Genomic DNA, 16329 nt, shown 5'->3' on the forward strand with positions numbered 1-16329 from the left:
GAATGGATCTTGAGACAGACCATTTCTCGAGGCAATCTGGTGCGCATGCCCGCACAACCGTCAGCTTCAGCCCACCCTTCAGCCCGCACTCCGCCCACAAGTACGGAAAACAACGCCGCCCCAGTCGTCACGGTGCAGCGCGGACTCGCCCGCATGCTCGTCGGGGGCGTCATCATGGACGTGGTCACCCCCGAACAGGCGCGCATCGCCGAAGACGCCGGTGCGGTCGCCGTGATGGCGCTGGAGCGCGTGCCGGCAGACATCCGCGCGCAGGGCGGCGTGGCGCGCATGAGCGATCCCGACCTCATCGAATCGATCCAAAGAGAAGTCTCGATTCCGGTAATGGCGAAAGCGCGCATCGGCCACTTCGTCGAGGCCCAAGTGCTCCAGGCACTGCGCGTCGACTTCATCGATGAGAGCGAGGTCCTCTCCCCCGCAGACACGGCGCACCACATCGACAAGCGCGCATTTACCGTGCCATTCGTCTGTGGTGCGACCCACCTCGGCGAGGCACTCCGTCGCATCACCGAGGGCGCCGCCATGATTCGCTCAAAGGGCGAGGCAGGAACTGGCGACGTCTCTGAAGCGACTCGGCACATTCGCACGATCCGCGCCGAAATCGCGCGATTGGGTGCGCTGAGCGAGGACGAGCTCTTCGTCGCCGCGAAAGAACTCCAGGCCCCGTACGATCTGGTGTCGGAGGTCGCGCGCGCTGGCGAGCTCCCGGTGGTGCTGTTCACCGCGGGCGGCATCGCGACTCCGGCGGACGCGGCGATGATGATGCAGCTCGGCGCTGACGGCGTGTTCGTCGGCTCGGGCATCTTCAAGTCGGGCGATCCAGCTCGACGAGCAGCGGCGATCGTGCGCGCGACCGCCCAGTACGCTGACGCCGACCGCATTGCGGAGGCCTCGCGCGGCCTGGGAGAGGCGATGGTCGGCATCAATGTCGCCGATCTTGCGGCACCGCATCGGCTCGCCGAGCGCGGGTGGTAACGAAGGCAGCGCGGCGCCTGACCTGCGGCGTCCTCGCGGTGCAGGGCGGTGTCGCCGACCACCTCGCCATCGTGGCGGCACTCGGTCACACCGCAGTCGCGCTGCGCACCGCCGCAGAGGCCTCCGGACCCGACGGGCCGCGCTTCGACGCGCTCGTGATCCCGGGAGGCGAATCGACCGTGATCAGTCGACTGCTCGACCTCTGCGATCTGCGGGAGCCCCTCGCGGGCGCGATTGCCGCCGGCGTGCCAACACTCGGCACCTGTGCGGGGTTGATCCTGCTCGCCCGAACCGTGCGCAATCGCGGCCCCGCTCGCCCCGGGTTCGCGGCACTCGACGTCGCGGTGCGGCGCAATGCGTTCGGCCCCCAGTTCGATTCGGTGGCGGATCGCTTCGAGGTCACCGGTGTCGACCTCGTGGGCGGCACTGCCGACGTGCACGGTGCCCTCATCCGAGGGCCCGAGATCGAGCACTGCGGCCCAGGGGCACGAGCGATTGCCACGCATCGCGGCCGCGTGATCGGGGCGACATCACTCGACGGTGGAGACGATCCCGACGGCAGCCCGCTGCGCCGCCTGGGCAGCGTCACCGGCCTCGCGTTCCACCCCGAGGTCTGCGGGGAGACCCGGTTCCACGCCTCGCTGCTCGAGGCCGCGGCGCGGCGCTGACGCGTCAGGTCGCGGGAGCCTGACCCGGCGCCGATTCCGGATCCGGAGCGGGACCGACCTCTGGACCACCCTCCGTCCGAATGAAGGTCGCGCCGGTGTGCGCGAGACGCTCGTGCATCACGTCGAACGCCGCCGCGTTGTCGTCGATGAGCACGAATCGGCGATCGAGTTCGGCCGCCGCAGCTCCCGTCGTGCCGCTCCCCGCAAACGGATCGAGTACCCAGTCGCCCGAGCGCGTCGACGCCTGAATGATGCGCCGCATGATGCCCACGGGCTTTTGCGTCGGGTATCCCGTGCGCTCTTTGCCCGTCGGCGACACGATGGTGTGCCACCACACATCCGTCGGCAACTTGCCGAGCGCAGCTTTCTCGGGCGTCACAAGACCCGGCGCCATGTAAGGTTCGCGGTCGACCGCGTCGGCGTTGAACGTGTACCACTCGGGATGCTTCGCGTAGACGAGGATGTTGTCGTGCTTCGCCGGCCAGCGCCGCTTCGTGCGCGCACCGTAGTCGTAGGCCCAGATGAGCTCATTGATGAAGCACTCCGGCCCGAAGAGCGCATCGAGCAGCACCTTCGCGTAGTGCACCTCTCGATAGTCGAGATGCAGGTACAGCAGACCGTCGAGCGCGAGGAGACGCCAGGCCTCCTCGATGCGGGGTTCGAGAAAATCCCAGTAGTCGGAGAAGCGGTCATCGTACGCGTGCGTCATTTCGCGAGTCACGCGATACCCCTGCCCACGGAAGCCGAGGCGGTCACCCGAATCGGGTTCCAGTGGGCCGGTCACCCGTGTGCCACGCACGCGCTCAGCACGGCGCGCACGCCCCGTATTGAACGGCGGATCGAGGTAGACGACCGCGAACGACGCAGACGGCAAACCGCGTAGGATCGGCAGATTGTCACCCTGCAGCACCCGATTCGGCCCGTTCATACTCCAGGGTTCCATCACACTCCCAGGCTAGCGGTCGTCGCAGATGTCCCCGGCACCCCGTACGGTAGATCTCACCGCACACCGACGAAGGGGGCAGCCATGGTGGGGCTCAGCATGATCACGATGGACACGGCCGATCCGCACGCGCTCGCCGGCTGGTGGGCCGAACGGCTCGGCGGCGAGATCGTGCACGAAGCAGATGGTTGGTTCTGCATCGTGCGCGCCCCACAGCTGCCCGCCGCCATCGGCTTTCAGAAGGTCGACGACCCGACCGCGGGCAAGAACCGCTTGCACCTCGACTTCGACGTCGACCGCACGGTCGATCGCGCCGCACTGGTCGATGAGTGGGTGGCCGCGGGGGCCCGCCACCTCGGGCGCCGAGGCGAGGCAGGGTTCTCCTGGGACACGTTCGCGGACCCCGACGGCAACGAGTTCTGCATCGGCGATCCGCACTGAGCGTCGGCGTCAGTTCACGCGGGGCGCAGCGACCTTTCGTCGTCCCGCGGCGACGGGTCGAGCACCGCGTCGAGTACTTCTGGGCGCAGATCCTCAAGGCGCGCCGGGCTCCAGCGAGGCGCGCGATCCTTGTCGATCACCTGTGCGCGCACGCCCTCACGAAAGTCAGGCAGTGCACCGAGCCGAACGAGCACGCGCAGGTCATCGGCGAGCACCTGGGCGAGGTCGAGCCGCTCGTCACGGGTGCGTTCGATCTGCGCGAGCGTGATCGCCACGGAGGTCGGGCTCATGGCACGCATGATCTCTGCGGCGCTCGCAGCTTCAGGCGAGGCCGCGGCTGCCAGCGTGTCGGCAAGACGGAGCGCTGCGCCGGCGGGATCCGCGAACACCCTGCCCGGCGCTTCCCCGAGCGCTGTCTCAGCGATCGGATCCCACCATGCCTGCACCGCGAGCAGCGCCGAGGGCGGTGCTGCTTCCGCGAACCGCGCGACCACCGCCTCGACGTCCGTGTGCGCATCGCCCGTGACGTGATCATCTGCGGCGAGCGCGTCGGCCAACGCGGGCAGACGTTCTGACGGCACGAAACAGTCTGCGAATCCGAGAGCGATCGCGTCTCCCCCGGTCATTTCGCCCGCGGTCACCGCGAGGTATTCTCCGAGTCGCCCGGGGGCAGCCGCGAGCAGCAGGTGACCGCCGACATCGGGCACGATTCCGATGCGCACTTCGGGCATGGCGAGTCGGCTTCGCTCCGTGACGATGCGCACCGCGGCATGGCCGGCCAGTCCGATGCCACCGCCCATCGTGATGCCGTCCATGACCGCGACAACGGGCACCGATGCAGACGCGATCGCCGCATCGACGGCGTACTCGCTCGCCAGTATGGCGCGGGTGTCTCCGCTCGAGATCTCTTTGACATCGCCACCGCCGCAGAACCCGCGTTCGCCGGCGCCGTCGAGCAAGATTGCCCGAGATCCGTCGTGGTGCGCCGCCGACAGCGCCGCATCGAGCAGCGTGAACATTTCGCTCGTCAGCGCGTTGATCGCTCGCGGCCGGTTCAGCGTCACGTGGGTGATTGCACCGATGCGGCGGGCGAGCACGAGGGGCGTCTGCGGCGAGCCGGGGGCGGCGTTGGTGGGTGCGGCGCTCATTGCAGCACCGTATCACCGCTCCATCAGACGCCGGGGCGCACTTACGGCGTCGGGCGATGCGCGTCGTAGCGCTGGAATCCCGGGGCTGCCCGCAGCAGCACCAGCATGATCCCGAGGATCACGATCCCTCCGAAGAGCGGGGGCGCCCAGAGTGCGATCGCGGTCGCGATGCTGCCTGCCAGGAGGTCGCCCACCCGGGGGCCGCCCGCCACCACCACGTAGAAGAGCCCCTGCATGCGCCCGCGCACGTCGTCAGGTGCGGCCGACTGCAGAATGGTCGTGCGGAAGACGGCGCTCACGTTGTCGGCGGCGCCGGTGCCCGCCAGTGCAAGACCGGCCCAGACGATCGCGGGGATGATCGCGTGGTCTGTGCGATCCTCGGTGCCAGCGGTGAGCGCGGTGATGAGCAGCACGAGGCCGAAGAGCGCGGTGAAGACGCCGAAGCTCGCGACGGCCAGCGTGACGGCGCGTCCCTGCCGACGCACCGAGCCCAGCGGGCCCGAGAACAGCCCGCTCACGAGCGAGCCCAGCGCGAAGGCGGCGGTCAATGCGCCGACGGTGACCGGGCCGCCGCCGAGCACCAGTGCTCCCGCTGCCGGGAATACGACGCGCGGGGTACCGAAGATCATCGCGACCAGATCCCAGATGAACGTCGCGCGGACGTTCGGTGCGCGCTTCAAGAATCTGAGGCTGCCGATGATCGAGCTCCACCCCGGCGCGACCTGATGTCCCTCGGGTGCCATGCGCGGCAGGCTGAGGATCCCGAGAAATGCGCCGGAAAAGAGCACCACGTCGAGCAAGTACGTCCAGGGCACGCCCACGCTTGCCACGAGCACTCCGGCCACCGCCGGGCCAACGGTGATCGCAAGTCCCATGGTGATGCCGCCCAGCGCGGCGGCGGCGGGCAGCAAGTGCGCGGGCAGCAGCCGCGGCAGCATCGCGCCGCGAGTGGCACCCATGATGGTTGCCGAGGCCGCGTTGACGGCGGCGAGCGCGTAGTACGGCCACGTCTGCTGCACGTCGACGAACGCGATCACGGCCATAGTACCGATACTGGCCCAGGCGACAACGGCCGTGACGAGTGCCACGAGCCTCCGGTCGAATGCGTCGGCCAGGGCGCCGCCGACGAAGCCCGCGAGAATCATCGGCCCGAGTGCCCACAGAGCCACGAGCGAGACGGCGAAGGTCGAGTGGGTCAGCTCATAGATGTGCAGCCCGACCGCGACGATGGTGACCTGCGCACCGATCTGCGCGATGGACGTTCCAGTCCAGAGCTTCGCGAACGCGGGACTCGCGCGGAGCGGCGCCGTGTCGACCAGCAGCGACCGCAGTGAACGACGGCGGCGCTCGGGGACATCACTCACCGCACCAGACTAAACCGAGCCGCGTCAGTACCCGTCACCGGCGGTCACATCGTCGGCAGCATCGAAGCACGGCGAGGCCGAAGCGAATCGCACGATGCCGGTGTCCACGTCGGTCGTGATGTGCAGGCGCGTTCGTGTCTCAGGATCGCTGGCGATGATGCTCGGCGTGCGCATGACGTCGCTATCGCCCTGCACATTCCACTCGTTTTCGGTGAGACGTGTCTGCAGATCGGCGATGACCTGGTCCGCTCGCACCGACTCGCGCAGTTGCACGGTCGTGCTTCCGCGCCACCGGTACTCGCGGGAGTTGCACGGCTCAATCGTTCCGGTATTCGCCTGTTCGATGGTGGCGACGGCATCCGGTGCGAGCAATCCCACCGCGACCGTCTCGAGCCGCTGCGCTTCCCGTTTGGCGACCTGCCAGGCGGCCTCGGGGCGCGTGGTCGGCGTCGAGGCGCTCGTCGACTCGGGTTCCAGCGCACTGCACCCGGAAAGCAGGATCAGCACCGCAGTTACCGCAGTGAGGGTTCGGTGGTGGCCTATGCGCATCGCGTGCTCCTCGAAAATCATCGGTGACGGTGCTCAGCGCCCCATCCCGAATCGCTCGCACGATCGCAGGCTCCCCCGCGTTCTTGAGCCGGATCACTTCCCAATGTAGGGGTTCGCCGTCTCGCCTCGCAATGCGCCCGCCTGGCAGTGTGCCGCACGCGTGATGGGGTCGATCACAGATAGTCTCGAGCCATGTTCGACGACCGCTATGACCTCGACCCCGTCGCGCGCATGAAGCCGCGTCGCGGGCCCGTCGAGCGCCGTGAGGTGCCGCTCGCGAAAGGTCTCGTCGTCGAACACACGGAATCGGAGTGGTGCGGCGCCGTCGTCGGAGCGCGTGAGGGCCTGGTGCAGCTCGAGGACTTCCGCGGCAAGGTGCGCGCGTTCCCGCTGACCGATGGATTCCTGATCGACGGCATGCCGGTGCGGCTCGTGCGACCAGCGGTTCGCCCTGCGGGTCGGCAGCGCACCGCTTCGGGGTCTTTCGCCGCTCCGCAGCAGCGGGCGCGCGTCGCGATGCCGAGTCGCATTTTTGTGGAGGGCAAGCACGACGCCGAGCTGGTGGAGCAGGTGTGGGGCGACGATCTCCGCGTGGAGGGCGTTGTCGTCGAGCTCCTCCAGGGGGCCGATAACCTCGAACAGGTGCTGGCCGAATTCGGGCCGGCTGCCGACCGACGGGCGGGCGTGCTGCTCGATCACCTCGTGACCGGCAGCAAGGAGACGAGGATCGCCGATGCGATCGCGCGCGGGCCCCACGGCGGGCACGTCCTCATCGTCGGCCACCCCTTCGTCGACATCTGGCAGGCGGTGAAACCCGAGCGGGTCGGGTTGCAGGAATGGCCGGTGATCCCGCGCAGCATCGAATGGAAGTCGGGGATCTGCCGAGCGCTCGGGTGGCCCGGCGACGAACCCGCGGATATCGCCGACGCCTGGTCGCGCATCCGCGGTCGGGTGCGCAGTTTCCGCGACCTGGAGCCGGAACTCGTCGGCCGGGTGGAACACCTGATCGACTTCGTCACCGTCGGGTGACGCCCAGAGCGATCACACGGCTGCGCGGGCGTATTCTGGAGGAGTTGGATCTCTGAGGAGGTTGCGGTGACTCGACCGATGTTTGTGCTCATGCCCCAGTGGCAGGGATCCCCATCGACGCGAGCGATGCAGCTCGCCGAGGGGGCCGAAATGCTTCGCGATGACCTCCCGGCCTCTGCGCTGCGCGAGGTGCAGGTACCGCTTGAAGCAGGTGACGCGATGGGCACTCCGGTCGCGCGCCTCAGCAGCCTGATCCGCGCGCGAGATGCGGCACGCGCCGAACTGCGGCCGGTGCACGCCGACGGGTGCCCACCCATCATTGTCGGTGGCGATTGCGCGACATCCTTGCCCGGCCTCGAGGCCGCATCGCGAGCCTTCGAGCGCCTCGCCGTGCTGTGGTTCGACGCCCACCCCGATCTGCAGCATCCGAGCACCTCGCCCTCCGGTGCGGCCTCCGGCATGACCCTGCGCCACGCGCTCGGCGATGGAGCACCCGACCTCGTGTCGAGCGCGCCGCTCGATCCGGCGACGGTCACGCTCGTCGGCGCGCGAGCGATCGACCCCGAGGAAGACGATGAGCTCGCATCGCGCGGCCTGCACCTGCTGCAGATCGACAGCTTCGCCGACGACCCCGCAGCTGCGCTCGTCTCGGCGATCCGCGAGCGCATCGCCGGGGCCGATGCCGTCTACGTGCATCTCGATCTCGACGTGCTCGACCCGGCCGAGTTTGGTTCGGTGCACGCGCCGGTGCCATTCGGGCTCACCGTTGCGCAGTTGACGGACGCGATCCGCGCCGCAGTGAGCACGGTGCCGCTGGCGGGTGCGGCGATCTGCGAGTTCGCCCCGGCCGATCGCGACCGCGGTGCCGAAGATCTGCCGACGGTACTCCGCATCTTGGCCGCCCTGACCTCGGCGTCGGGCCCCCGAACCGCCGGATCCGCCGCGTGACCCGGAGCACCCGCCGAGCCTGGCCGTTCGCCCGACTCGGGTACGCCTACGCCACCGCCGTCGGTTTCATCTGGGGCGCGATCTGGAGCCAGGGACGCATCGAACGACGCGATGGGCTGTGGGTGTTCCAGGGCATGCCGAAGTGGGCATTCGGCCGCGGCGGCAGTTGCGTCGGCGGCTGCTACCTCACCGATCGCAACGTCTCCGCACGCGTGCTGCGGCACGAACGCGTGCACCGCGAGCAATGGCGACACTATGGCATGGCGATGCCGATCCTCTATGCACTCGCCGGCCGCGACCCTCTGCGTAATCGCTTCGAGATCGAGGCCGGTCTGCGCGACGGCGGCTACGTCCGCGACGCATAGACTGCCAGTATGAGCGCTCCTTCGGCACCCGATTCCGACGACGAGTTCCGATTTCTCGATGGCGATGCCGCTCGGGTAGGTCGCACCGACCCGCTTCCTTCAGTCTCCCGCGTATCTGCCAGTACGGCGGATCACCGAACGGTCAGCGGGCTCAGCTTCGATGGTGCGCTCGCACCCGAGCTCGTGACGCTGCACGGCGCCGGCCTCAACGCGCACAGCTTCGATCCGATGCTGCTGGCTCTCGGCCGCCCCGCGCTCGCACTCGATCTGCCCGGGCACGGGCGCAGCTCATGGCGCGACGACGCCGATTACCGGCCGGATCACCTCGCGGTCGACATCGCGGACGCCATCGAGCAGCTCGCGCCCGAACCCGTCACCCTGCTCGGCCACTCCCTCGGGGGCTTGGCTGCCGCGCTGACTGCCGCAGCACGGCCGGAACTCGTGCGCCAGGTGATCCTCGTCGATATGACTCCCGGTGTCTCACCGGCGCGCGACGCCGGGGTCGTGCGCGAGTTCATCCAGGGCCAGCGCGACTTCGGCAGCATCGCCGAGATCGTCGAACGCGCCGAACGGTTCGGCATCGGCCGCGACCGTACCGCGCTCACCCGTGGCGTCACGCTGAATACGCGACTGCGGCCCGACGGACGCCTCGAGTGGACGCACCACCTGGCGCATCTCGACGGTCTTCCCGCCGCGGGCGACCCTGAAGATCCGCAGCCGTACGCGCAGATCTGGGCGTCGCTCGAATCGCTCGACATTCCCATTGCACTCATCGCGGCGTCGACCGGCATGCTCACGACAGATCACGTGGATCAGTGGCGCCAGGTACTGCCGCACAGCGCCGTCATCACATTGAGCGGCCCCCACAACCTCCACGAGGCAGCTCCGCGCGAACTGGCGGATGCCGTTCGCAGCATGACGCAGGGCTGACCAGCGCGCGCTCGGGTCACACGACCGCGCCGGGCTCCTCGGCTTGCAGGCTCCGCAGAATCGCATTGCGCAGGTCGACAGGCGGGCAATTGCTATCCCGTTCTTCGGCGCACGCGCGCTTCACGACACTCGTGAGCTGTTCGCAGACGTGCTGTTCATTCTGGCACGACGAGCACTCAGCGATGTGCTCTCTGATCGGCGCCGATTCTTCCGCGCAGAGCTCGCCGCGGAGCAGCTCGTACAGATTCGCCTTGGCCTGCTCGCAATCACTCATCGCGCTGCTCCCTTCTTCGTCGGTTTCGTTCCCGCATTGAGTCCAACGCCCTGCTCGTTCGCGTATTCCCCGAGGGTCTTCCGCAATCGTGCCCGGCCGCGGTGCAATCGACTCATCACCGTGCCGATCGGCACCTCCGCGATGTCAGCGATCTCCTGGTAGCTGAATCCTTCGACATCGGCCAGATACACCGCCATACGGAAGTCCTCGGGCAGGGCATTGAGCGCCTGCGTCACGACCGAGTCGGGCGTGCGGTCGATCGCTTCGGCCTCGGCCGACCGCGATGACATGGCGGTCGTCGATTCGGCCCCGCCCAGCTGCCAGTCCTCGAGCTCATCGACCGCCCCCAGATGCGGCTCCCGCTGCTTCTTGCGGTAGGTATTGATGTAGCTGTTCGTCATGATGCGGTACAGCCAGGCCTTGAGGTTGGTTCCCTCTTGGAACGACGCGAACGCCGAGAACGCCTTCAGGTACGTCTCCTGCACCAGGTCCTGCGCATCTTGAGGGTTTCGCGTCATTTTCATGGCTGCGCCGTACAGCTGATCGAGCATCGGAAGCGCCTCCGATGTGAAGCGCTGTTCCAGCTTCGCCTGCGCTGCGGTATCACTCACACTCTCGATCCTACTGTCGAGCACGACCGGTAGACTCGACGACGATGCTGATCGCGAAGATGAACCCCGGAAAAGACGGCGAAGAAACGGGCACCGGAGAGGGTGTCGAGGGCGCTGCCGCGCACTGGCCGGCGCCGGTCGCCGAGGGCGCGCTGCACGCAACCGTGGCGCTCCCGGGGTCGAAGTCGTTGACCGGCCGAGAACTCGTACTTGCGGCACTCGCCGACGGGCCTGGCCTGCTGCAGGCCCCCCTGAAGTCCCGCGATTCCGCGCTCATGGTCGATGCACTCCGCTCGCTGGGCACCGAGATCGAGGAGATCCCCGCTGCGCACGGTGCAGACCCCGAACTGCGGGTCACCCCGGCCGCTGAACTCACGGGGTCGACCACCATCGAGTGCGGGCTCGCGGGCACCGTCATGCGATTCGTGCCTCCCGTCGCCGCGCTCGCGCTCGGCCCCGTCGCGTTCGATGGCGATCCCTACGCGCGCAAGCGTCCCATGCGCCCCGTGCTCGACGCGCTGCGCGCACTCGGTGTCGACATCGCAGACGAGGGCCGCGGCGCGCTCCCCTTCACGGTGCACGGCACCGGCGGTGTGCGCGGCGGCCGCGTCGAACTCGATGCGTCGCTCTCGAGCCAGTTCGTTTCGGCGCTGCTGCTCGCCGGGGCCCGTTTCTCCGAGGGCGTGCACGTCGTGCACACGGGCGACCGCCTGCCGAGCCTGCCGCACATCGAGATGACCCTTGCCACGCTGCGGGCCCGCGGAGTCTCGGTCGAGACACCCGCCGTCGGGGAATGGATCGTGCGCCCCGGGGCGATCCGGGCCGCCGACGTCACGATCGAGCCCGATCTTTCGAACGCCGCACCGTTTCTGGCCGCCGCGATCGCCGTCGGCGGTTCCGTCACCGTGCCGCTCTGGCCGACCGAGACGACACAGGTGGGCGACCTCTTGCGCACGCTTCTGCACGCGGAGTTCGGAGCCGAGGTGCAGCACGACGCCGACGGCTCGCTCACCGTGCGCGGCGACGGTGCCGTTCCGGGAGTGTCGATCCACGTTCCCGAGGCCGGTGAACTCGCCCCGACCCTGATCGGGCTCGCCGCACTCGCGGCGCACGGCACCGACGGCACCGACGGCACCCCCAGCGAGATCACGGGCATCGGGCACATCCGTCACCACGAGACGGATCGCATCGCCGCGCTCGTCGCGGAAATCAACGCGCTCGGCGGCGACGCGTCAGAGCTCGACGACGGCATCGCGATCCGACCCGCCGCGCTGCACGGGGGCGTCTGGCACAGCTACGCCGACCACCGCATGGCGACCACCGGAGCGCTCATCGGCCTCCGTATACCCGGCGTCGAAGTCGAAGACGTCGCCTCCACGGCGAAGACCCTCCCCCGTTTCACCGAGCTCTGGGACCGCTTACTCACCCGCCCGTCGACTGCAGAGACCAGCGGCGCAGCCATCGACGTCGCCTTCGAGACGGGCTCCACCGTTGCTCCGCACCTCGGGGCGCTCGGCCGGGCCGCTCGCGGGTTCCTCGAAGGGATCTGACCGCGTGAGCTGGCTGACTCCCGACGACGATGACGGCGATGACCCGTACGCCGCCTACGCCGACCATCAGGTGCGTCAACGCCCGAATCCGAAGGCGAATCGACCGCGCACGAAGCGTCGGCCCGAGCACGCGGACGCCGTCATCGGCATGGTGACCGCGGTCGACCGGGGCCGCTACACCGCACTGGTCGACGCCGCAGCCGACCCGTCCAATTCGCGCGAACGCTCCGTGCTCGCCTCGCGTGCACGCGAACTCCACCGTACCCCCATCGTCATCGGCGACCGCGTGCAACTCGTCGGCGACACCTCGGGCGACGAAGGCTCGCTTGCGCGCATCGTCGGCGTCGAAGAGCGACGCACCCTGCTGCGCCGCAGCGCCGATGACAGCGACCGCGTCGAACGCGTGATGGTGGGAAACGCCGACCAGATGCTGATCGTCGTGGCCGCGGCGAACCCGGAACCGCGGGTGCGACTCGTCGATCGCTATCTCGTGGCCGCGTACGATGCCGGCATCACGCCCCTCATCTGCATCACCAAGGTCGACCTCGCCGACCCGGGGCCGTTCCTCGACCACTTCGCCGCACTCGAAGTACCCGTCTTCCGCTCCGCACCCGATGCCTGGCCGCTCGCCGAAATCCGCGAGTCGCTCGCCGGGCGCACCACCGTGTTCGTCGGTCACTCCGGCGTCGGCAAGTCCACACTCATCAACGCCCTCGTACCCGAAGCCGACCGGGCGACGGGGCATGTCAACGAGGTGACCGGGCGCGGTCGGCACACGTCGTCATCGTCGGTCGCACTGCGCGCCCTGACGCCGGGTGCCGCGGGCGGCGATACGGGATGGGTCATCGACACCCCGGGCGTCCGTTCGTTCGGCCTCGGGCACGTCACCGCCGAGGGCATCTTGCGGGGCTTCACCGACCTCGCCCAGATCATCGACGAGTGCCCGCGCGGGTGCACGCATCAAGACGACGCCCCCGACTGCGAGCTCGACGCAGCTGTCGCAGACGGCCGCCTCGATGCGGCCGGCGCGGCCCGCGTCGAATCGCTGCGCCGACTGCTGAAGTAGTCGCCCCGAGTGACGAGTTCTCTGCACACTGCTTCGCCACAGTGCGAGAGCCGGTACGCTGCGCGCACCGAAGACACCGGCCGCTAGGCTGGCACCATGACTGATCGCGTAGTGCTCGAAGCCGGCCAGCAGGCCCCCGATTTCACCCTCCTCGACCAAGACGGCAACACCCGCGCACTTGCGCAGTACCAGGGCAAACGCGTCATCCTCTTCTTCTATCCCGAAGCGATGACCCCCGGATGCACGAAAGAGGCGTGCGACTTCCGCGACTCCACCGCACCGCTCGAAGCCGAGGGCTACCACGTGCTCGGCGTCTCCCGCGATGCCGTCGAAAAGCTGCGCCGCTTCGCCGACCGTGACGGTCTCGAGTACCCGCTGCTGAGCGACCCCGACGCGGCAGTGCACCACGCCTACGGCGCCTTCGGCGAGAAGAACAACTACGGCCGTATCGTCGAAGGTGTGATTCGTTCGACCTTCGTCATCGACGAGTCGGGCACGATCACGCACGCGCTGACGAACGTGAAGGCCACGGGGCACGTCGCGCGCCTGCGCAAGCTCCTCGAGGTGTAGCGCCGCGCGCGCTCACCCCGCGATTCGACCGCGCCGCGCGCTCTCACCATCCAACGCACCCCTTTCTCTCGAATGGACCATTAAGGCTTTGGTGCGTTCGGGAGAAAGGGGTGCGTTCGCGCGCGTAGCCCAGCGCGCAGCGCGCACGTGCGCCCACGCCCCACGTGGACAGCCAGACCTCAGGGCAGCGGCGCGGTTCAGCCGTGCAGGGCGGCGTCGTACTCGACCCGCGGATCCGGCCGAGAGATGACTGCCGCGGCGAACCCGAGCAGCGCGACCGCGACCAGACCGAAGCCGAACTGCCACGTACCGATCCCGAGCTGCAAGCAGCCGGTACCCGCAGCGAAGAGCAGTACGTGCAGGGTCAGGGCAGAGCCGCGCACCCAACTCGGGCGACCGCGCACCGCGGCGACGGCGGTGACGACGACCCACACGAACGCGATCACCGCCATGAGTACCAGGCTGATGTTCTGCGCGATGGGGCCGGCCGAGCGCGCTGCCGCGACCAGCGCAAAGACGGAGACACCTGCGAGCAGAAGCGATTCGAGCACGAGCAGCACCCGCAGCACGCGCCACCCCATCCGTGAACGGGGGTGATCAGCAGGTGTCTGAGGCATTGCGGCTCGCTTTCCAATCAATTGCAGGTTACCTATTGATTTGCATCTATTTCCGTGAAACTATATAACCCGTCGAGTATCGCGCACACCGACGTGAGCATTCTCAGCCACGTATTAGGTAGTTACGGCGCGAATTCTAGGCTATCCGGTCTCCGGATTGTTCGCGTGCGTGCGTTACAGAGGAGGACCCCATGGATTGGCGTGAACAGGCAGCGTGTCTCACCGTAGACCCGGAGTTGTTCTTCCCGGTCGGCAACACCGGCCCCGCGGTGGAGCAGATCGAGCGCGCGAAGTCGGTGTGCGCACGATGCACCGTTACTGAGATGTGCTTGCAGTACGCCATGGACACCGGCCAGGATTCGGGCGTCTGGGGCGGGCTCAGCGAAGACGAGCGTCGCGCACTCAAGCGTCGCGCCGCACGCGCGCGCCGCGCCTCCTAGTCGCAGCAACGCAAACGGGGTCCGGGTTCTCAGCAAGAACCCGGACCCCGTTTGCGTACCCGCGCGGCGCAGCCCGCCGCACTCCCCCGGCCAGGGCATCGCTGCACGGCCCGCCCCACTAAATTCACGGATTGGGGTAACTTCGGACCAGTGTTGCGACCGCAACTGGCCTCCGCACTGGTCCGAAGTTACCCGGATCGCGCAGACGTGCCGGGGCGCAGAGGCGCCGCTACGCCCTCGTGCGCAACAGCAGCGCAACAGCAGCGCGGCAGCAGCGCAGCAGCGCAGCAGCCACTGCACCCTATAACGCCGCAGCGGGGCACGACCCGAAGGCCGCACCCCGCTGCGGATCAGCGAACCGGCTACAGCTCAGTCGGTGCCGGCGTCGAACGCGGCCGACAGGCCGAGCTCATCAGCGTCTTCATCGATGCCCCCGACCGCGTTCGCGATCTCGGATGCGCCGCCCTGCTCGAGCTGGCCGACGAGACCCGCGATCGAGCCGCCGACGAGGCCAAGCTGCGCGTACTGCTCGAGGCGCTGACGCGAATCGGCGATGTCGAGGTTGCGCATGGTGAGCTGACCGATGCGGTCTTCGGGGCCGAAGGCGGCGCCCACGGTGCGCTCCATCGAGAGCTTCTCGGGGTGGTAGCTGAGGCTGGGACCCTCGGTGTTGAGGATGGTGTAGTCGTCGCCACGACGCAGGCGCAGCGTGACCTCGCCGGTGATCGCCGAGCCGACCCAGCGCTGCAGCGCCTCGCGCAGCATGAGCGACTCGGGGTCGAGCCAGCGACCCTCGTACATCAGGCGGCCGAGCTTGCGGCCGTCGGTGTGGTAGCTCGCGAGCGTGTTCTCGTTGTGGATCGCGTTGACGAGGCGCTCGTACGTGATGTGCAGCAGCGCCATGCCCGGGGCCTCGTAGATGCCGCGCGACTTCGCCTCGATGATGCGGTTCTCGATCTGGTCGGAGGCGCCGAGACCGTGACGGCCGCCGATGGCGTTCGCCTCGAGCACGAGTGCCACCGGATCGTCGTACTCGACGCCGTTGATCGCGACGGGGCGACCCGCCTCGAAGCGCACCGACACCTCTTCGGTCGCGATCTCGACGTCTTCGCGCCACGCGGCGACGCCCATGATCGGATCGACGATGTCGAGGCCGGCGTCGAGAAACTCGAGCTTCTTCGCCTCGTGCGTCGCACCCCAGATGTTCGCGTCGGTCGAGTACGCCTTCTCGGTCGCGTCGCGGTACGGGTAGCCATTGGCGACGAGCCACTCGCTCATCTCGTGGCGGCCGCCGAGCTCTTCCACGAACGTCTTGTCGAGCCACGGCTTGTAGATGCGCAGCGCGGGGTTGGCCATGAGGCCGTAGCGGTAGAACCGCTCGATGTCGTTGCCCTTGTAGGTCGAGCCGTCGCCCCAGATGTCGACGCCGTCTTCCTTCATCGCGCGCACGAGCAGCGTGCCGGTGACGGCGCGGCCGAGTGGCGTGGTGTTGAAGTAGGTCTTGCCGCCCGATCGCACGTTGAACGCACCGGTCTGCAGCGCGACGAGGCCCTCTTCGACGAGGGGGCGCTTCGCATCGACGTGGCGCGCGATCTCGGCACCGTACTCCTTGGCGCGGCCCGCGACACCGTCGATGTCGGGCTCGTCGTACTGACCGATATCAGCGGTGTACGTGCAGGGCACCGCGCCCTTCTCGCGCATCCAGGCAACGGCACAGGAGGTATCGAGACCACCGGAGAAGGCGATGCCGACGCGCTCGCCCACGGGGAGGGAAGAAAGAACCTTGGACATGCTCTCTATCCTAGGGCTCATCCGACCTTCGA

19 protein-coding genes are annotated in these 16329 nt (G+C 68.4%); 11 read left to right on the forward strand and 8 right to left on the reverse strand.

All coding sequences use genetic code 11. The annotated features are described in order from the left end of the window. Positions 1–45 precede the first annotated feature (45 nt). Together pdxS and pdxT are read left to right on the forward strand one after the other, a co-directional pair. Positions 46–993 carry a pyridoxal 5'-phosphate synthase lyase subunit PdxS gene (gene pdxS, locus ACZF5Y_RS10110; RefSeq protein WP_497532541.1) on the forward strand — a complete coding sequence of 316 codons (948 nt, stop codon included), beginning with the start codon at positions 46–48 and terminating at the stop codon, positions 991–993. Next, positions 987–1661: a pyridoxal 5'-phosphate synthase glutaminase subunit PdxT gene (gene pdxT / locus ACZF5Y_RS10115; protein ID WP_497532542.1), complete on the forward strand. Its 675-nt coding sequence runs from the start codon at positions 987–989 to the stop codon at positions 1659–1661. Before pdxS ends, pdxT begins: the two co-directional genes overlap by 7 nt. 4 nt (positions 1662–1665) lie before the next feature. Here pdxT and ACZF5Y_RS10120 read toward each other — a convergent pair whose 3' ends face one another. Next, positions 1666–2604: a DNA-methyltransferase gene (locus ACZF5Y_RS10120; RefSeq protein ID WP_497535329.1), complete on the reverse strand. Its 939-nt coding sequence runs from the start codon at positions 2602–2604 to the stop codon at positions 1666–1668. 84 nt (positions 2605–2688) lie between these two features. Here ACZF5Y_RS10120 and ACZF5Y_RS10125 point away from each other — a divergent pair, with 84 nt between their 5' ends. Next, a complete protein-coding gene (locus ACZF5Y_RS10125) occupies positions 2689–3045 on the forward strand; it encodes a VOC family protein (RefSeq protein WP_497532543.1) in 357 nt (118 codons plus the stop codon). A 14-nt stretch (positions 3046–3059) separates the two neighbouring features. On the opposite strand, the gene ACZF5Y_RS10130 is transcribed toward ACZF5Y_RS10125, so the two are convergent. The 3 genes from ACZF5Y_RS10130 to ACZF5Y_RS10140 are packed head-to-tail and all read right to left on the reverse strand — an operon-like array spanning position 3060 to position 6106. Then, the gene (locus tag ACZF5Y_RS10130) at positions 3060–4193 is read right to left on the reverse strand and encodes an enoyl-CoA hydratase/isomerase family protein (RefSeq protein WP_497532544.1); all 1134 of its coding nucleotides are present in this window, start codon (positions 4191–4193) and stop codon (positions 3060–3062) included. 41 nt (positions 4194–4234) lie between these two features. Further along, positions 4235–5557, reverse strand: a complete 1323-nt coding sequence (locus ACZF5Y_RS10135) for an MFS transporter (RefSeq protein WP_497532545.1) — start codon at positions 5555–5557, stop codon at positions 4235–4237. 24 nt (positions 5558–5581) lie between these two features. Then, positions 5582–6106: a hypothetical protein gene (locus tag ACZF5Y_RS10140; protein ID WP_497532546.1), complete on the reverse strand. Its 525-nt coding sequence runs from the start codon at positions 6104–6106 to the stop codon at positions 5582–5584. Positions 6107–6298: 192 nt separating this feature from the next. Here ACZF5Y_RS10140 and ACZF5Y_RS10145 point away from each other — a divergent pair, with 192 nt between their 5' ends. From ACZF5Y_RS10145 to ACZF5Y_RS10160, 4 genes are all read left to right on the forward strand, one after another. After that, positions 6299–7135, forward strand: a complete 837-nt coding sequence (locus ACZF5Y_RS10145; RefSeq protein ID WP_497532547.1) for a DUF3097 family protein — start codon at positions 6299–6301, stop codon at positions 7133–7135. A gap of 66 nt (positions 7136–7201) precedes the next feature. Then, complete coding sequence (locus ACZF5Y_RS10150; RefSeq protein WP_497532548.1) at positions 7202–8083, forward strand: arginase family protein; 882 nt, start codon at positions 7202–7204, stop codon at positions 8081–8083. After that, on the forward strand, positions 8080–8448 hold the full coding sequence (locus tag ACZF5Y_RS10155; protein ID WP_497532549.1) for a Fe-S oxidoreductase: 369 nt from the start codon (positions 8080–8082) through the stop codon (positions 8446–8448). The genes ACZF5Y_RS10150 and ACZF5Y_RS10155 overlap by 4 nt, the downstream gene beginning before the upstream one ends. A gap of 9 nt (positions 8449–8457) precedes the next feature. Next, complete coding sequence (locus ACZF5Y_RS10160) at positions 8458–9378, forward strand: alpha/beta fold hydrolase (RefSeq protein ID WP_497532550.1); 921 nt, start codon at positions 8458–8460, stop codon at positions 9376–9378. A gap of 16 nt (positions 9379–9394) precedes the next feature. On the opposite strand, the gene ACZF5Y_RS10165 is transcribed toward ACZF5Y_RS10160, so the two are convergent. Both ACZF5Y_RS10165 and ACZF5Y_RS10170 read right to left on the reverse strand, forming a co-directional pair. Next, complete coding sequence (locus tag ACZF5Y_RS10165) at positions 9395–9652, reverse strand: zf-HC2 domain-containing protein (protein ID WP_053353356.1); 258 nt, start codon at positions 9650–9652, stop codon at positions 9395–9397. Further along, positions 9649–10263: a sigma-70 family RNA polymerase sigma factor gene (locus ACZF5Y_RS10170; protein WP_156316697.1), complete on the reverse strand. Its 615-nt coding sequence runs from the start codon at positions 10261–10263 to the stop codon at positions 9649–9651. The genes ACZF5Y_RS10165 and ACZF5Y_RS10170 overlap by 4 nt, the downstream gene beginning before the upstream one ends. 44 nt (positions 10264–10307) lie before the next feature. On the opposite strand from ACZF5Y_RS10170, the gene aroA reads away from it, so the two are divergent. From aroA to bcp, 3 genes are all read left to right on the forward strand, one after another. Continuing rightward, entirely contained in the window at positions 10308–11813 is a 1506-nt protein-coding gene (gene aroA / locus ACZF5Y_RS10175; protein ID WP_497532551.1) for a 3-phosphoshikimate 1-carboxyvinyltransferase, read from the forward strand. A 4-nt stretch (positions 11814–11817) separates the two neighbouring features. Further along, on the forward strand, positions 11818–12879 hold the full coding sequence (rsgA, locus tag ACZF5Y_RS10180; RefSeq protein ID WP_497532552.1) for a ribosome small subunit-dependent GTPase A: 1062 nt from the start codon (positions 11818–11820) through the stop codon (positions 12877–12879). A 96-nt stretch (positions 12880–12975) separates the two neighbouring features. Next, on the forward strand, positions 12976–13449 hold the full coding sequence (bcp, locus tag ACZF5Y_RS10185; protein ID WP_497532553.1) for a thioredoxin-dependent thiol peroxidase: 474 nt from the start codon (positions 12976–12978) through the stop codon (positions 13447–13449). A gap of 197 nt (positions 13450–13646) precedes the next feature. On the opposite strand, the gene ACZF5Y_RS10190 is transcribed toward bcp, so the two are convergent. Next, positions 13647–14066, reverse strand: a complete 420-nt coding sequence (locus ACZF5Y_RS10190; RefSeq protein ID WP_497532554.1) for a hypothetical protein — start codon at positions 14064–14066, stop codon at positions 13647–13649. Positions 14067–14257: 191 nt separating this feature from the next. Between ACZF5Y_RS10190 and ACZF5Y_RS10195 the strand changes: the two genes are divergently transcribed. After that, the gene (locus tag ACZF5Y_RS10195; protein WP_010156721.1) at positions 14258–14506 is read left to right on the forward strand and encodes a WhiB family transcriptional regulator; all 249 of its coding nucleotides are present in this window, start codon (positions 14258–14260) and stop codon (positions 14504–14506) included. Positions 14507–14875: 369 nt separating this feature from the next. On the opposite strand, the gene argG is transcribed toward ACZF5Y_RS10195, so the two are convergent. Further along, positions 14876–16297, reverse strand: a complete 1422-nt coding sequence (gene argG / locus ACZF5Y_RS10200; protein ID WP_053353361.1) for an argininosuccinate synthase — start codon at positions 16295–16297, stop codon at positions 14876–14878. Positions 16298–16329 lie beyond the last annotated feature (32 nt).

The sequence above is a fragment of the Leucobacter sp. WKLB1 genome (genome assembly GCF_059696215.1).

Excerpts from the sequence above, each read along its gene's own strand:
- ACZF5Y_RS10125 (WP_497532543.1), top strand. The coding sequence starts at position 2,689 with ATGGTGGGGCTCAGCATGATCACGATGGACACGGCCGATCCGCACGCG.
- argG (WP_053353361.1), bottom strand. The coding sequence starts at position 16,297 with ATGTCCAAGGTTCTTTCTTCCCTCCCCGTGGGCGAGCGCGTCGGCATC.
- ACZF5Y_RS10195 (WP_010156721.1), top strand. The coding sequence starts at position 14,258 with ATGGATTGGCGTGAACAGGCAGCGTGTCTCACCGTAGACCCGGAGTTG.
- pdxS (WP_497532541.1), top strand. The coding sequence starts at position 46 with ATGCCCGCACAACCGTCAGCTTCAGCCCACCCTTCAGCCCGCACTCCG.
- bcp (WP_497532553.1), top strand. The coding sequence starts at position 12,976 with ATGACTGATCGCGTAGTGCTCGAAGCCGGCCAGCAGGCCCCCGATTTC.
- ACZF5Y_RS10120 (WP_497535329.1), bottom strand. The coding sequence starts at position 2,604 with ATGGAACCCTGGAGTATGAACGGGCCGAATCGGGTGCTGCAGGGTGAC.
- ACZF5Y_RS10145 (WP_497532547.1), top strand. The coding sequence starts at position 6,299 with ATGTTCGACGACCGCTATGACCTCGACCCCGTCGCGCGCATGAAGCCG.
- ACZF5Y_RS10190 (WP_497532554.1), bottom strand. The coding sequence starts at position 14,066 with ATGCCTCAGACACCTGCTGATCACCCCCGTTCACGGATGGGGTGGCGC.
- ACZF5Y_RS10130 (WP_497532544.1), bottom strand. The coding sequence starts at position 4,193 with ATGAGCGCCGCACCCACCAACGCCGCCCCCGGCTCGCCGCAGACGCCC.
- ACZF5Y_RS10165 (WP_053353356.1), bottom strand. The coding sequence starts at position 9,652 with ATGAGTGATTGCGAGCAGGCCAAGGCGAATCTGTACGAGCTGCTCCGC.
- ACZF5Y_RS10140 (WP_497532546.1), bottom strand. The coding sequence starts at position 6,106 with ATGCGCATAGGCCACCACCGAACCCTCACTGCGGTAACTGCGGTGCTG.
- aroA (WP_497532551.1), top strand. The coding sequence starts at position 10,308 with ATGCTGATCGCGAAGATGAACCCCGGAAAAGACGGCGAAGAAACGGGC.
- ACZF5Y_RS10160 (WP_497532550.1), top strand. The coding sequence starts at position 8,458 with ATGAGCGCTCCTTCGGCACCCGATTCCGACGACGAGTTCCGATTTCTC.